The organism is Streptomyces sp. NPDC092369, assembly GCF_044755245.1.
GTDB lineage: Bacteria > Actinomycetota > Actinomycetes > Streptomycetales > Streptomycetaceae > Streptomyces.
Window position 1 is genome coordinate 724,167 of the sequence record NZ_JBIVQP010000005.1, and the last position, 14,956, is coordinate 739,122.

General features: G+C 70.6%; 14 protein-coding genes. 6 read left to right on the top strand and 8 right to left on the bottom strand.

The annotated features are described in order from the left end of the window. Positions 1-83 precede the first annotated feature (83 nt). From hpt to folE, 3 genes are all read left to right on the top strand, one after another. Positions 84-644 carry a hypoxanthine phosphoribosyltransferase gene (gene hpt, locus ACIQI8_RS31605; RefSeq protein ID WP_123998615.1) on the top strand — a complete coding sequence of 187 codons (561 nt, stop codon included), beginning with the start codon at positions 84-86 and terminating at the stop codon, positions 642-644. 207 nt (positions 645-851) lie between these two features. Then, a complete protein-coding gene (gene ftsH / locus ACIQI8_RS31610) occupies positions 852-2,891 on the top strand; it encodes an ATP-dependent zinc metalloprotease FtsH (protein WP_402357716.1) in 2,040 nt (679 codons plus the stop codon). Positions 2,892-3,030: 139 nt separating this feature from the next. Continuing rightward, entirely contained in the window at positions 3,031-3,636 is a 606-nt protein-coding gene (gene folE, locus ACIQI8_RS31615) for a GTP cyclohydrolase I FolE (RefSeq protein WP_123998613.1), read from the top strand. 27 nt (positions 3,637-3,663) lie between these two features. Here folE and ACIQI8_RS31620 read toward each other — a convergent pair whose 3' ends face one another. The 6 genes from ACIQI8_RS31620 to ACIQI8_RS31645 form a co-directional block, all read right to left on the bottom strand. Further along, on the bottom strand, positions 3,664-4,149 hold the full coding sequence (locus ACIQI8_RS31620; RefSeq protein WP_402357720.1) for a DUF3180 domain-containing protein: 486 nt from the start codon (positions 4,147-4,149) through the stop codon (positions 3,664-3,666). Between the two features lie 58 nt (positions 4,150-4,207). Continuing rightward, positions 4,208-4,819 carry a 2-amino-4-hydroxy-6-hydroxymethyldihydropteridine diphosphokinase gene (gene folK / locus ACIQI8_RS31625; protein ID WP_402357723.1) on the bottom strand — a complete coding sequence of 204 codons (612 nt, stop codon included), beginning with the start codon at positions 4,817-4,819 and terminating at the stop codon, positions 4,208-4,210. Further along, the gene (gene folB / locus ACIQI8_RS31630) at positions 4,816-5,175 is read right to left on the bottom strand and encodes a dihydroneopterin aldolase (protein ID WP_402357726.1); all 360 of its coding nucleotides are present in this window, start codon (positions 5,173-5,175) and stop codon (positions 4,816-4,818) included. The genes folK and folB overlap by 4 nt, the downstream gene beginning before the upstream one ends. 248 nt (positions 5,176-5,423) lie before the next feature. Further along, positions 5,424-5,927, bottom strand: coding sequence for a nuclear transport factor 2 family protein (locus ACIQI8_RS31635; RefSeq protein ID WP_402357729.1), 504 nt, complete (start codon positions 5,925-5,927; stop codon positions 5,424-5,426). Next, positions 5,924-6,814 (bottom strand): dihydropteroate synthase, encoded by an 891-nt coding sequence (folP, locus tag ACIQI8_RS31640; RefSeq protein ID WP_402357732.1) that lies wholly within the window; start codon positions 6,812-6,814, stop codon positions 5,924-5,926. Before folP ends, ACIQI8_RS31635 begins: the two co-directional genes overlap by 4 nt. A gap of 128 nt (positions 6,815-6,942) precedes the next feature. Then, the gene (locus ACIQI8_RS31645) at positions 6,943-8,754 is read right to left on the bottom strand and encodes a phosphatidylglycerol lysyltransferase domain-containing protein (RefSeq protein WP_402357735.1); all 1,812 of its coding nucleotides are present in this window, start codon (positions 8,752-8,754) and stop codon (positions 6,943-6,945) included. A 223-nt stretch (positions 8,755-8,977) separates the two neighbouring features. Between ACIQI8_RS31645 and ACIQI8_RS31650 the strand changes: the two genes are divergently transcribed. Both ACIQI8_RS31650 and ACIQI8_RS31655 read left to right on the top strand, forming a co-directional pair. After that, positions 8,978-10,102: an alpha/beta hydrolase gene (locus tag ACIQI8_RS31650; RefSeq protein ID WP_402357738.1), complete on the top strand. Its 1,125-nt coding sequence runs from the start codon at positions 8,978-8,980 to the stop codon at positions 10,100-10,102. Positions 10,103-10,340: 238 nt separating this feature from the next. Next, on the top strand, positions 10,341-11,837 hold the full coding sequence (locus ACIQI8_RS31655) for a hypothetical protein (RefSeq protein WP_402357741.1): 1,497 nt from the start codon (positions 10,341-10,343) through the stop codon (positions 11,835-11,837). A 75-nt stretch (positions 11,838-11,912) separates the two neighbouring features. Here the strand turns inward: ACIQI8_RS31655 and ACIQI8_RS31660 are convergent, their stop codons facing one another. Together ACIQI8_RS31660 and ACIQI8_RS31665 are read right to left on the bottom strand one after the other, a co-directional pair. Next, positions 11,913-13,250, bottom strand: coding sequence for a PH domain-containing protein (locus ACIQI8_RS31660; protein ID WP_402357744.1), 1,338 nt, complete (start codon positions 13,248-13,250; stop codon positions 11,913-11,915). Next, complete coding sequence (locus ACIQI8_RS31665) at positions 13,247-13,759, bottom strand: PH domain-containing protein (RefSeq protein WP_402357747.1); 513 nt, start codon at positions 13,757-13,759, stop codon at positions 13,247-13,249. Before ACIQI8_RS31665 ends, ACIQI8_RS31660 begins: the two co-directional genes overlap by 4 nt. A 31-nt stretch (positions 13,760-13,790) precedes the next feature. Between ACIQI8_RS31665 and ACIQI8_RS31670 the strand changes: the two genes are divergently transcribed. Further along, the gene (locus ACIQI8_RS31670) at positions 13,791-14,951 is read left to right on the top strand and encodes an NADH-quinone oxidoreductase subunit D (protein WP_402357750.1); all 1,161 of its coding nucleotides are present in this window, start codon (positions 13,791-13,793) and stop codon (positions 14,949-14,951) included. The last annotated feature ends 5 nt before the right edge of the window (positions 14,952-14,956 follow it).

Here is a 14,956-nt window from a genome sequence, read left to right on the forward strand (position 1 = left end):
TCTTCCGGGGGCACCCCGAACTCACCGAGTTCACCGGGTACTCCCGGGGAGGCATCGAGCGGCCGGTAGGACGACCGAAAGTGATGCGGGTGGACGCGAACGACATGGGTGCCGACCTCGAGAAGGTACTCATCACCAAAGAAGAGATCGACGCGAAACTGGTCGAACTGGCCGCGAAGATCGACGCGGAGTACGCGGGCAAGGACCTGCTGATCGTCGGCGTCCTCAAGGGCGCGGTGATGGTCATGGCCGATCTCGCCCGGGCGCTGTCCACCCCCGTCACCATGGACTGGATGGCCGTGTCGTCGTACGGCGCGGGCACCCAGTCCTCCGGCGTGGTGCGGATCCTCAAGGACCTCGACACCGACATCAAGGGCAAGCACGTCCTGATCGTCGAGGACATCATCGACTCCGGACTGACCCTGTCCTGGCTGCTGTCCAACCTCGGCTCGCGCGAGCCGGAGTCCCTCAAGGTGTGCACCCTGCTGCGCAAGCCGGACGCCGCCAAGGTCGCCATCGAGGTCGAATGGGTCGGCTTCGACATCCCGAACGAGTTCGTGGTGGGCTACGGCCTCGACTACGCCGAGAAGTACCGCAACCTCCCGTTCGTCGGTACGCTCGCGCCCCACGTCTACGGCGGCTGACAGCGCGCCCGATGCGGCGGCTGAGCCGTACGGGCCAGTCCTGCGGGACGATCGGGAACCCCGGCGGGTCGCGCGCCGTTGGAGCATGCAGACGGGTTCGTCAGACCTCCCGTGCAGTTGCGGGCGACAATGCTGGGGTACCGTCAGAAGAACTGTCTTATCAAACTCACTATGGCAGGAGGGACGGGGCGACACCGCTCCGTATGGATGGACGTGAAGCGATACTTCCGTGGGCCGGTCATGTGGATCGTGCTGGCCGTCCTTGCCGTGGTCGTGTTGATGCAGGTCGTCGGCTCGTCCGGCGGCTACAAGACGGTGGACACCGGCCAGGTCGTCCAGGCGATCAATGACAACAAGGTCGAACAAGCCAAGCTGACCACCGGCGACGAGCAGACCATCAAGGTCCAGCTCAAGGACGGCGAAAAGGTCGACGGCAGCTCGAAGATCCAGGCGAGCTACATCGGCGACCAGGGCGTGAACCTCGCCAACACGCTGCAGACCAAGTACCAGGACAAGCAGATCCCGGACGGCTACACCGTTTCGCCGTCCAAGCAGAACCCCTTCCTCGGGATCCTGCTCTCCCTGCTCCCCTTCGTCCTCATCGTGGTCGTCTTCCTGTTCCTGATGAATCAGATGCAGGGTGGCGGCTCCAGGGTCATGAACTTCGGCAAGTCCAAGGCGAAGCTCATCACCAAGGACACCCCGAAGACGACCTTCTCGGACGTCGCGGGCTGTGACGAGGCCGTCGAGGAGCTCCAGGAGATCAAGGAGTTCCTCCAGGAGCCGGCGAAGTTCCAGGCCGTCGGCGCCAAGATCCCCAAGGGCGTACTCCTCTACGGCCGCCCCGGTACCGGCAAGACGCTCCTCGCGCGTGCCGTCGCCGGCGAGGCCGGGGTCCCCTTCTACTCGATCTCCGGTTCCGACTTCGTCGAGATGTTCGTCGGTGTCGGTGCCTCCCGGGTCCGTGACCTCTTCGAGCAGGCCAAGGCGAACGCTCCGGCGATCGTCTTCGTCGACGAGATCGACGCGGTCGGCCGCCATCGCGGCGCCGGCCTCGGCGGCGGTCACGACGAGCGCGAGCAGACGCTGAACCAGCTGCTCGTGGAGATGGACGGCTTCGACGTCAAGGGCGGCGTGATCCTCATCGCCGCGACGAACCGGCCCGACATCCTCGACCCGGCGCTGCTGCGTCCCGGTCGCTTCGACCGCCAGATCGCGGTCGACCCGCCGGACCTGCTGGGCCGTCTGGAGATCCTCAAGGTCCACCAGAAGGGCAAGCCGGTCGCCCCGGACGTCGACCTCTCGGCCGTCGCCCGTCGCACCCCCGGCTTCACCGGCGCGGACCTGAGCAACGTCCTCAACGAGGCCGCGCTGCTCACCGCCCGCAGCGACAAGAAGCTGATCGACAACGCCGCACTGGACGAGGCGATCGACCGTGTGGTGGCGGGCCCGCAGAAGCGGACCCGGATCATGTCGGACAAGGAGAAGAAGATCACCGCGTACCACGAGGGCGGACACGCCCTGGTCGCGGCGGCTTCCCCCAACTCCGACCCGGTGCACAAGATCACCATCCTGTCGCGTGGACGGGCCCTCGGTTACACGATGGTCCTGCCGGACGAGGACAAGTACTCCACGACCCGCAACGAGATGCTGGACCAGCTGGCCTACATGCTGGGCGGCCGTGCGGCCGAGGAGCTCGTCTTCCACGACCCGACCACGGGTGCCGCGAACGACATCGAGAAGGCCACGGCCACCGCCCGCGCGATGGTCACCCAGTACGGCATGACCGAGCGTCTGGGTGCGATCAAGTTCGGCGGCGACAACACCGAGCCCTTCCTCGGACGTGAGATGGCTCACCAGCGCGACTACTCGGAAGAGGTCGCCGCACTGGTGGACGAGGAGGTCAAGAAGCTCATCGAGAACGCGCACAACGAGGCCTGGGAGATCCTGGTCGAGAACCGCGACGTCCTCGACAACCTCGTTCTGCAGCTCCTCGAGCGCGAGACGCTGGGCAAGGAGGAGATCGCCGAGGTCTTCGCCACCATCGTCAAGCGCCCGCCGCGGCCTGCCTGGACGGGCTCCTCGCGCCGTACGCCGTCCACCCGTCCGCCCGTGCTCTCCCCCAAGGAGCTCGCACTGACGAACGGCGCCAACGGCTCGACGCCGGCGATCACCACCGCCAAGGCGACGGCCACGGAGCACGCTCCGGTGACCGAGACGGCTCCGGAGGAACGCCCCGAGAGCTGACCTGGCTCCCAGGGGCCCCACCGGCCCGGAATGGATGCCGTGCCCCTCAGGTTCTAGCCTGAGGGGCACGGCATTTTTCGCATGTCCGTACAGAGACGCGTAACCCACACGCGTGACCCGCACAGGAACGAGGCACAGGATGACCGACCCCGTGACGCTGGACGGCGAGGGCACGATCGGCGAGTTCGACGAGAAGCGCGCCGAAGCCGCCGTCCGTGAACTGCTGATCGCGGTCGGCGAGGATCCTGACCGGGAGGGGCTCAGGGAGACGCCGGGGCGGGTCGCCCGGGCCTATCGGGAGCTGCTGGCGGGGCTGTGGCAGGAGCCCGAGGACGTGCTGACGACCACGTTCGATCTGGGGCACGACGAGATGGTCCTGGTGAAGGACATCGAGATCGTCAGCTTCTGTGAGCATCACTTGTTGCCGTTCCACGGCGTGGCTCACGTGGGCTACATCCCGGCGGAGACCGGCAAGATCACGGGCCTTTCGAAGCTGGCTCGCCTGGTCGAGGTGTTCGCCCGCCGCCCGCAGGTGCAGGAACGACTCACCACGCAGATCGCGGACTCACTCATGCGCATTCTCGAGGCCCGAGGCGCGATCGTCGTCATCGAGGCCGAGCACATGTGCATGTCGGTGCGGGGCGTCCGCAAGCCGGGCGCCAAGACCACGACGTCGGCGGTGCGTGGTCAGCTGCGGGACGCTACGACCCGTGCCGAGGCGATGAGCCTGATACTGGCGCGCTGACCCGCTGCCGCCGACCCGGAGCAGACGTCAAGCCGTCGACGTAGCCCCGTTGTTGTGTTCGTCGTCATCCGGGAGCTTGCAGATGTGTTCCAGGAAGAGGGCTGCCGCTATGACGGCGATGCCGGCGAGGACCGAGAAGCCGGCGTAGAAGGCCTGGTCCCGGCGGGCGGGGGTGTCGAGCAGTTCCAGGAGGAACGCGCCCGTGCCGCCGTACATACCGGAGACCAGGGCGGCCACCAGGGCGCTGGCCTGGCCGAAGACGACCGCGCGGGCCGCCATCAGGGGGTCGACTCCCTTGGCCTCGGGGCGGCGCTCGCGCTGGGCCTTGAGGCGGCCGCGGATCGAGAGCGCCGTGGCCATCAGGACGACGGCGATCAGGGCGAGGACGATGGGGGCGGCCAGGGGGACGCTGGGCAGGGTCCCGATCGAGTTCCAGAGGCGGGCGCCCGCCCAGGACAGGACGCCCGCGACGACGAACACGCCCGCCAGCAACCTGATGCGCAGCTCTCTCACGGTGTCCCTTCAGCTCCCCCGGACCGATCCCGGACTGTGGTCGTCTTGACCTTAACGACTACTCGGGCAGGTGAAGTTCCAGGTCCTTGCGGGCGGCCACGCCGTCGAGGGTGACGGCCTCCAGGAGGGCCGCGACCGCGCCGTGGCCGGGCAACTGGGCTTCGGGGTCGACGTCGTGCCAGGGGGCGAGGACGAAGGCCCGCTCGTGGGCGCGCGGGTGCGGGAGCGTGAGCTGCGGGTCGTCGGCCACGACATCGGCGTAGGCGACGATGTCGACGTCGAGGGTGCGGGCGCCCCAGTGCTCGTCCCGGACGCGGTGGAAGGCCTCCTCGACGGCGTGCGCGCGCTCCAGGAGCGAGGACGGCGGCAGGGTCGTCTTCAGCAGCACGACCGCGTTGAAGTAGGCGGGCTGGCTGCCGGGCTCGACGCCCCAGGGCTCGGTCTCGTAGACGGGGGAGACGGCCTTGATACGGACGCCGGGGGTGTCCTCCAGGGCGTCGATGGCGCCCTGGAGGGTCTCCAGGCGGTTGCCGAGGTTGGCGCCCAGGGAGATCACGGCGCGTTGGGGATTGCTCAGGGTGACGTCGGCTGCGTCCACCTGCTGGACCACGGCGGCGGGCACCGGCTGGACGGTCGGGTCGCTGTGCCCCTGGGTGAAGGACGCGGTCATACTCGGCTCCGGGTGATGGTGACGGTGACGTCGTCGAAGGGGACCGTGATCGGCGCGTCCGGCTTGTGGACGCAGACTTCGACCTCCTGGACCCCGTCGTGCTTCAGACAGGTCCGGGCGATGCGTTCGGCGAGTGTCTCGACGAGGTTGACCGGTTCGCCTTGGACGTCGGCCACGACCTCTTCCGCCACGATGCCGTAGTGCACGGTCTTCGCCAGGTCGTCGTCGGCCGCGGCCGGTCGGGTGTCCAGGCCCAGGACGATGTCCACGATGAAGGTCTGGCCCTCCTCGCGCTCCTTGGGGAACACCCCGTGGTGCCCGCGGGCCTTGAGGCCGCGCAGCGCGACACGATCCACGCGAATCACTCCTGCAGTCGTCGGTAACGGCCGGTCCGTGCCGTGTGCGGGCGGCACACCGGCCTCGGACGAATCTACCCGCGGGCACTGACAGCGCCGGTCCGCCGGGGTGCGGGCCGGTGCCGGGGCCAGGAGGTTTCATCGCTCGTTTCCCCTGGGGGACCCGGCGGCTCACGGGTTGGTAGCCGCCCCTACCCATGGGTTCGTGATTCCAACCACTTGTTGGTCCCTGCGGGGCGCCTACCCACTCAGGAGGGTGTCTCCTCGTCCTCTTCCTCGTCGTTTTCGGTCAGAACGGGAGAGGCGTGGTGGGACCACATCTTCCAGCCCTCGGGGGTGCGCCGGAACACGTTCGTGGCGACCACGAGCTGGCCGACGAGCGGTCCGAGTTCCTCGCTGCCCTCGGGCGCCGGGCCGCCGCTGAGGATGTTCTCGGTGCAGGTGACCAGGGCGGTGTCGCCGGTCACGGAGACGTGCACGTCGGTGAGGAAGAACTGGATGTAGTCGGTGTTCGCCATGATCAGGGCGTACGACCGCAGGACCTCGCCGCGGCCGGTGAGCACGGGCCAGCCGGGGTGCACGCAGGAGACCACTCCGGCGTCTGCGGGGTCGTGGTACTCCTCGTCGATGCCCAGGTCGGCCGGCGTGAGCCAGAGCGCGGACAGGTCGTCGAAGTCGCCGCGCTCCAGTGCCTCGTAGAAGGCGGTGTTGGCGGCTTCCACCTGTTCCACGTCGGTGTGGGGGGCGCTCACAGGGCTCCTTCCACGCCGTTTCGCGCGGCGCGCGCTCCTTCCACGGCGCGTGCCACCCGTACCGCGTCCGCCGTCGCGCGCACCTCGTGCACGCGCACCGCCCAGGCGCCGGTGTGCGCGGCGATCGCGGAGACGGCGGCCGTGGCGGCGTCGCGCTCGCGCGCGGGTGGCGGTGCCCCCTCCGGTCCGGCCAGGACGCGGCCCAGGAACCGCTTGCGGGAGGCGGCGACCAGCACGGGGTGGCCGAGACCGAGCAGACGGTCGAGGTGGGCGAGGAGGACGAGGTCGTGTTCGGCGTCCTTGGAGAAGCCGAGGCCTGGGTCGACGACGATGCGGTCGGCGGCGACACCGCCGGCCAGGACGGCCTCCACGCGTGCGTGCAGTTCGTCGACGACCTCGGTGACGACGTCGGCGTAGACGCCCTTGACGTTCTCGCCGGCCAGGAAGCCGCGCCAGTGCATGACGACGAAGGGGGCGTCGGCGGCGGCGACCACGGGGATCATCGCGGGGTCGGCGAGGCCGCCGCTGACGTCGTTGACGAGGACGGCGCCGGCGGCGAGGGCCTGCTCGGCGACGGAGGCGCGCATGGTGTCGACGGAGATGGTGACGCCCTCGGAGGCCAGGCCCCGCACGACGGGGATGATGCGCTTGAGTTCCTCGGCCTCGTCGACGCGGACGGCGTGCGGGCGGGTGGACTCCCCGCCGACGTCGACCAGGTCGGCGCCCTCGGTGACGAGTTCGAGGCCGTGCTTGACGGCGGCCGTGGTGTCGAAGAAGCGGCCGCCGTCCGAGAAGGAGTCGGGGGTCACGTTCACGACTCCCATGACCGCGCAGCGGTCCCATTCCGGTAGGCCCGCGACGCGCCCGCGTCCGCTCTGCTTGCTCATGCGTTCAGCCTAGGCCCCGGGCAGGTCGCACAGGACGCCGCGGCCCGGGCGCAAGCCCTCCGGGCTGGAGGGGGGCTTGCGCCCGGGCCTGTCCCGGGGTGTCACGTCGGGGCCTCGGGCACGTCAGGTCAGGCCGCTCTGACGTCTCTTTCGGCCACCGCGTGGGCACACGCGCGTGCGGGGGTCCGACGGCGGCGCAGGAAGCGCGGCAGCGGCAGTGCGAGGTTGACGAAGCCCTCCGCCTGCATGGCGGCGAAGCCGATCCGGGGCAGGTCCGCGGAGGCGCGGTAGACGACGAAGCGCGGCTCCCAGCGCGGCCGGAACTTGGCGTTGAACTTGTAGAGGGACTCGATCTGGAACCAGCGGGAGAGGAAGACCAGCAGTCCGCGCCAGGCGCGCAGCACCGGACCCGCGCCGATCTTCTCGCCGCGCGCGAGCGCCGCGCGGAACATGGCGAAGTTGAGGGACACGCGCGTGATGCCGAGTTTCGGTGCCGCCTCCAGGGACGCGACGATGAGCAGTTCGTTCATGCCGGGGTCGGCCGTGCGGTCGCGGCGCATCAGGTCGAGGGAGACGCCGTCGGTGCCCCAGGGGACGAAGTGCAGGATCGCCTTCAAGTCGCCGTAGGGGCCCGGGTGTTCGTCGCTCTTGTGGGCGGTGGCGATCAGGCAGTCGCCGTCGGAGGGGTCGCCGACGCGGCCAAGGGCCATGGAGAAGCCGCGCTCGGTGTCGGTGCCGCGCCAGTCCTCGGCGGCCTGCCGGATCCGCTCCAGCTCGGCCTCGCCGACGTCACGGACGCGGCGTACCCGGGTCTCGTACCCGGCGCGCTCGATGCGTTTGACCATCTGGCGCACGTTGCGCATCGCGCGGCCGGCCAGGGAGAAATCCGCGACGTCCACCACCGCCTCGTCGCCCAGTTCGAGGGCGTCCAGGCCGGTCTCGCGGGTCCAGACCTCGCCGCCGGTCTCCGAGCAGCCCATGACGGCGGGGGTCCAGGAGTGCGCCCTGGCCTCGTCCATGAACCGTTCGATGGCGCCGGGCCAGGCCTCGACGTCTCCGATGGGGTCGCCGCTGGCGAGCATCACGCCGGACACCACGCGGTAGGTCACCGCGGCCTTGCCGCTGGGCGAGAAGACGACGGCCTTGTCGCGGCGGAGCGCGAAGTGGCCGAGGGAGTCCCGGCCGCCGTGCCGGTCCAGCAGGACCCGCAGCTGCGCCTCGTCCGCCTCGGTCAGCTGCGCGGCCGGGTGTTCGGGCCGGAAGGCGAGGTAGATGGTCGTCACGGCGGTGAGCAGGCCGAGGGCGCCCAGCGAGAAGGCGACGGTCCAGGAGGTGCTGCCCTCGTAGTCGACCGGTCCCTCGAAGCCGAACAGGCCGTACAGGACGTGCGTGATGCGATCGGCCAGGCTCGGGTCGCCGACCATGCGCCGGGGGTGGACGCTGACGATGACCAGTCCGAGGACGAGGGAACCGGCGCCCATGAGGACGAAGTTGGCCAGCGCGCGCCAGCGGCTGCGCGGGTCGGGCAGGGCCGCGAACTGGTCGCGGTGGCGCAGCAGCGGTGCGAGCAGCGCGAGCGAGATGACCACACCGATCAGGGAGTGGCGGTACGTGAACTGCGCCACCGCGCCGGCCGGCAGCAGGGCCACCGCGGCCCGCCAGGCCCGGCGCTTGCGGCGCCTGAGGCCGTGCGCGAGCAGCAGCAACAGCACGCCGGTGCTGAGCGCGAGGGCCGCCGCGAAGGGTCCGAGCGCGCCGGGCAGCACCTCGGCGATGGTGTGCATACGGCTGTGCCTGAAGCGTGGGAAGACGCCCGCCGCGATGTCCAGAAGTCCTACGAGAGCGCAGGCTCTGGCGACCAGGACGGGGACGGCTTCGGGGCGCGGGCCGTTCAGTACGCGCCGCGCGCCGCGTGTCCGGGTCGGAACCCCACCCGACATTTCCTCATCTGTCCTGACAGACATCGCATCCCATAGTTCCGCGAGAGAGCTTGGATCCGGGCCCGATTCGGGCATCCGGCGACATTGCGCCCTCTAGGACGGTGTCTCAGGGGGAGAGGTTCACTCTGCTCCCCAAAGCCGGTTCAAAGGCCCGGGAAAGTCCCGGACAACCCCTCGCGAAGGAGTGGGGGACCAGGGAGAAAGCGCAGGCGGGAAGCATTTCATGGGACTGACGAGCAATCAGGTGCTGGTAGGGGCGATCGTGTTCGCCGTACTGCTGTTCGGTGGCACGGTGTGGCTGTGGCCGCGGCTGGCCCGGCGGAACTGGCGGGCCGTCAGCGGACGCGTGGGGCTGCTGCTCGCCACCCAGCTGGCCCTCTTCGTGTGCGTCGCCCTCGCCGCCAACCAGGCCTTCGGGTTCTACGCCAGCTGGGCGGACCTGATGGGCCGTGAGAAGGGTCAGGGCGTGGTCGTCGACCACCCGGCGCTCGGCTCGGGCGGCCCCCTGGAGGTGGTCGACACGGCACGCGTGCGTGGCGCGGTCGGTTCGCGGCCGGAGGTGGCCGGACAGATCCAGCAGGTCGACATCGTCGGACGTACGACACACATCGCCACACCCGCGTACGTGTATCTCCCGCCGGAGTACTTCCAGGCCCGCTATCGCGCGCGTACCTTTCCCGCCGCCGTCGTCCTGACCGGATATCCGGGCACCGCCAAGGCACTCGTCGACAAGCTGCACTACCCGCGCACGGCCCAGGAACTCGCGAAGGACGGCCGTATGCAGCCGATGATCCTGGTGATGATGCGGCCGACGGTCGCGCCGCCCCGGGACACCGAGTGCGTGGACGTCCCCGGCGGGCCGCAGACCGAGACGTTCTTCGCGAAAGACCTTCCCGAGGCCGTGCTCGCGCACTACAGGGTGGGCGCGAAACCGGGCTCCTGGGGAATCATCGGTGACTCCACGGGCGGTTACTGCGCGCTCAAGCTCGCGATGCACCACCCCGGTTCCTATGCGGCGGGGGCGGGCCTGTCGCCGTACTACAAGGCGCCGGTCGACCCGACCACGGGCGATCTCTTCCAAGGCGACAAGCGGCTGCGCGACCGCGCGAACCTGTGGTGGTTCCTCAAGCACGCGCCCGCGCCGGACACTTCACTGCTCGTCACCAGCAGCCGGATCGGGGAATCCAACTACCGGGACACACTGAAGTTCATAGAGCGCGTACGGGAGACCAAGCGGACCCGGATCTCGTCGATCATCCTCGAAAGCGGCGGACACAACTTCAACACCTGGCGACGGGAGATTCCGGCGACGCTCCAGTGGATCAGCGGGCGGCTGAGCGACCGCTGACAAGGGCGCCCGAGAGGGGCCGGAGCGGCCCCGGAGCGGGGCTGGAGCGCTGCCGGAGATGGAGGCCGAGAGGGGGCCGAGAGGGGGCCGAGAGGCGGCTCGACAAGGGCGTCTGGCATTGTCGATCTTGGTGAATTCGGTGCATTGCAATTCCTGATGCCCTGTGAACGTTTCGGTATGGCTGTGTTTTTACGGGGCGGGGCACCAACGTTCGCCTACGCGCGGTAAGTTTCTGGCCATGCCACGTGGACGTCATCGCCATTCACCGCCCTTGCACAGGCTGCTGCCCCCGTCGGCGATAGCGGGCGTCTCGCTCGTCTGCGCCTTCGGGCCGTGGGTGTTCACACAATCGTCCGTCCTCCGCGTCATAGCCGCGTTCGCCGCGGCCACCGCGGTCGTCGGCGCGGCCGTCATGCGGCGCTGGGACGCCCAGGCGGGCAAACAGGTCGCCGACCTCACGCGCGCGCGTGCGAGCGACGACTGGCGGCACGAGGAGCGGATCGCCGAGCTGGAGACCGACCTCGACGAGTCGCGCGAGCTGCGCGCCAAGCTGGAGCAGCGGCTGCGGGGCAAGCGTGCGGAACTGGCGGGCCTGCGCAACGAGCACGCGGCCCTGCTGCGCCGGTACGCGACGGCCGAGACCGAGCGCGCGAGCGCCCTGGAGGGCCGCCGCCTGCTGGAGATAGAGGCCGCGGATCCGGCGTCAGAAGCGGTGGACGCGTCGGACGAGGATGCCGACTTCGAGGCGGAGACCGAGGCTGTGGCTGCCTCGGTGGACGCGGACGAGGCGGCGGACGCGGACCTCGCCGAGGGTCTCGATGACGACGATGACGACTTCGATGACGATGACGACGAGAGGCCGGCGGCCACACCGGTGTTCTCGCCGGAGGGCTCGCACCTGTTCCTGCGGGCGAAGGCGGCGCTGAAGAAGTTCGACGGGGACGGCGACGGTTCTCCGAAGGACGACGCCTCGAAGGACGACGCTTCTGAGGACGACGACGCGGCAGCCGAGGGCGAGACCGACATCGAGGCCGGGGACGAGACCGAAGAGGTCGCCGAGGCCGAGGCGGGCGCGGAGGTCACGGAAGCCGAGGACGGCTCCCGGGACGACAGCGCTCCCCAGGGCGACGCGGTGGCCGACGAGGACGGCGACGGGACCCCGAAGGGCGACGGCTCCCCGAAGGACGACGGCCCCACGAAGGGGCGGCGCTCCGCGAAGCCCGAGCCGGTGAAGGCGAAGGCCGGTGCCGCCACCGCGGCGGCCGCCGCGCCCGAGGCCGCCGGTTCCGGTACGGAGGCCGCGGCGCAGGAGGACGAGGCGCAGGGGAAGCCCGAGGCGGTCGACGGGCACGAGCGCGCGGCCGCCACCCCTTCGGCCGGGCCCGTCCGGTCCGCGCCCGTGCAGCAGCCGTCGGGTCACTTCGTCGCGCCGACCGCGGTGGCCGTGGTGCCCGCCGCGCCGGTGCGGCGGCCGTCCGTCGAGGGCGGGTTCGACTTCTTCGGTACGAAGAGCGAGATGGCGCACGGCGCCCTGGACGTCGTGCAGAACGAGGACCTCGCCGACGTGGTCGGTCAGGAGGCGCTCGCGCTGCACAAGGCCGAGGCGGAGGCGGATTTCAAGCCCGCCGACGAGCAGTCGCGCGGTGTCGGCCAGGTGATCGACCTGACGGCGCACGACGAGACGGAACACATCGACCTGCAGGGTCTGCGGACCATTCGGAGCGCGGTTTCCTGACGGTCTCCGACCCGGTCTCCGACCCGGCCCCCGGCACGGTCCTCGTCACGAGGGCGGTGCCGGGGGCCGTTCGGTCTACGACGCCATCCAGCGGTCCGGCAGCGCGTCCCGGCGTCCCGTGCGTGACCTCTCCGCCTGCCCCCGCAGCAGCTCCGCGGCCTCCTCGACGTCCCGCAGCCGGGCCGTGACGGTCTTGTTGGCCCCCGTGTCCACGTGGACGTCGGCAAGGCCCCACAGCCGCTTCCAGGGCCCCTGAGCCAGCCGCACGCTCTGGACCTTGGCGTGCGGAACCAGCGCCAGGCTCCGCCTGAGCAGGCCGTGCCGGGTGGCGAACACGGTGTCGGTGACGGCGATCCCGTAGCCGCGCCACCACAGCGGCATGCACCGCCCGGCCCGGCGCGGCGGGCGGGACAGCGCCGCGGCCTCCGCCACGCGCACCCCGGGCAGCACGCGCGCGATGACCGACTCGGCGACCTCGCGCGGGGCCACCGGCACGAGCACGGAGTTGGACGAGCCGGCCACGTCCAGCTCCACCCGCACCCAGCCGCGCCGCCGCCACAGCAGCGGCTCCACGATCCGCACGGTCTGCACGCGCCCGGGCGGCACGGTCTCGTGCGTACGGTCAAGGAGCCCGTGGTCGATGCGCAGCCCGTCCGGCGACTCGCCGACCGTCCAGTCGTACTCCCCGACGAAGCGCCCCACGCTGCTCGCGCCCGCCGCGCCCAGCAGCGGCAGACCGGTCGCGAGGACCGACCACACGCTGTGGGTGGCGAACCAGAGGAGAGGCGGGACGACGAGGGCGGCGGCCAGGGAGCCCCAGGTGGCGCCCGTCAGCACGACGGAGATCGCGAGGTCCAGCGGGGGCGTGTGCATCAACTGGCGCGCCGGCGCCTCACCGACCTCGTGCGCGGTCTCGGGGGCGAAACCGGCGGCGCGCGCCAGCAGTTCCGCGCGCAGCGCACGCGCCTCGTCCGCCCCCAGGAAGGCCAGCTCGTCCTTCTTGTCGGTGCCTATGACGTCGAGCTTCAGCTTGGCGACGCCCGCCACGCGCGCGAGGAGCGGCTGGGTGATGTCGACGGCCTGGATGCGTTCGAGCCGGATGTGCGCGGTGCGCCGGAACAACAGGCCGGTCCGTATGCGCAGTTCGGAGTCCGTCACCGCGAAGTGCGTGAACCACCAGGTGAGGAAGCCGTACAGGGCGGCGGCCGGGACCAGCACGGCGAGCGCGATCAGCAGCGTGGTGGACGTCAGCCGGGTCAACTGACGCTGCGCCTGGTCCGGGTCGTGCACGGCCCACCCGATGAGCACGGCCACCGGCGCCCACGCGCGCCTGAGCGGCGTCACGGGGTGCAGCCGGTGCTCGATGAGCGGCGGCTTCTCCCGTACGGCGTCGTCGACGCCCGGCGTCGTCACAGCCCCGCCGATCGGGCCTCGCCGAGTTCGGTGAGCCGGTCGCGCAGCCGTTCCGCCTCGGCCGGGTCGAGCCCCGGGATGGTCGCGTCGGTCGCCGCGGCGGCCGTGTGCAGCTGCACGCTGGCCAGCCCGAAGTGCCGCTCGACGGGTCCGGAGGTCACCTCGACCAACTGCATCCGCCCGTACGGCACGACCGTCTCCTCGCGCCACAGCACGCCCCGGCTGAGCAGCAGGTCGTCGGCGCGCTCGGCGTAGCGCCAGGAGCGCCAGTTGCGGCCGAGCAGCACCCAGCCCCAGGCCATGAGGGCCAGCGGCAGCAGCGCGAACGCGGCCCAGACGGGGCCGGCGAACAGGCCGAGCAGCAGTCCGACGGCCAGGGCGATCAGCCCCAGCCACACCACCAGCAACAGCCGTCGCATCCGCAGCAGGCCCGGCGGCAGCCCGCGCCACTCGGGCCCCGCCGTGTCGTCCCCCGCCGTGCCCGCCTCGCGCGCGCTCCCCGTCTCCATACGGCCAGCGTACGTAGGACAGACTGTGTCCATGACTCCTACGACGGGGACGACGGAGACCACGGTCGGTGTCGGCGGTGCCGCGGAGAGCACGGACATGGTGCTCAACATCGGGCCCCAGCACCCGTCCACGCACGGTGTGCTCAGGCTGCGGCTGGTCCTCGACGGCGAGCGCATCACGCGCGCGGAGCCGGTGATCGGCTACATGCACCGGGGTGCCGAGAAGCTCTTCGAGGCGCGCGACTACCGGCAGATCATCATGCTCGCCAACCGGCACGACTGGCTCTCGGCCTTCTCGAACGAGCTCGGTGTGGTCCTCGCCGTGGAGCGCATGCTCGGCATGGAGGTCCCCCCGCGCGCGGTGTGGACGCGGACGCTGCTCGCCGAGCTGAACCGGGTGCTCAACCACCTGATGTTCCTCGGCTCGTACCCGCTGGAGCTGGGCGGCATCACCCCGGTCTTCTACGCGTTCCGGGAGCGAGAGGTCCTCCAGAACGTCATGGAGGAGATCTCCGGCGGGCGCATGCACTACATGTTCAACCGCGTCGGCGGTCTCAAGGAGGACCTGCCTGCGGGCTGGGCGGCACGCGCGCGTGGGGCCGTGGCTGGTGTGCGCTCGCGGATGGACCGCTTCGACGACCTGGTGCTCGGCAACGAGATCTTCCGGGGGCGCACGCGGGACGTGGGCGCGCTCTCGCCGCAGGCCGTGCACGCGTACGGCGTGAGCGGGCCCGTCGCGCGCGCCTCGGGCGTCGACTTCGACCTGCGCCGCGACGAGCCGTACCTCGCGTACGGCGAGCTGCAGGACACCCTGAAGGTCGTCACGAGGCAGGAGGGCGACTGCCTCGCCCGCTTCGAGGTGCTGCTGGAGCAGACCCACAACGCGCTCGACCTCGCCGACGCCTGTCTCGACCGGCTCGCCGAGCTGGCGCCCGGGCCGATCAACCAGCGGCTCCCGAAGGTCCTCAAGGCGCCCGAGGGGCACACGTACGCGTGGACCGAGAACCCCCTCGGCATCAACGGCTACTACCTCGTCAGCAAGGGCGAGAAGACCCCGTACCGGCTGAAGCTGCGCTCGGCCTCGTACAACAACATCCAGGCACTCGCGGAACTGCTGCCGGGCACGCTGGTCGCGGACATGGTGGCGATTCTGGGGTCGCTGTTCTTCGTGGTCGGGGACATCGACAAGTAGCGGGA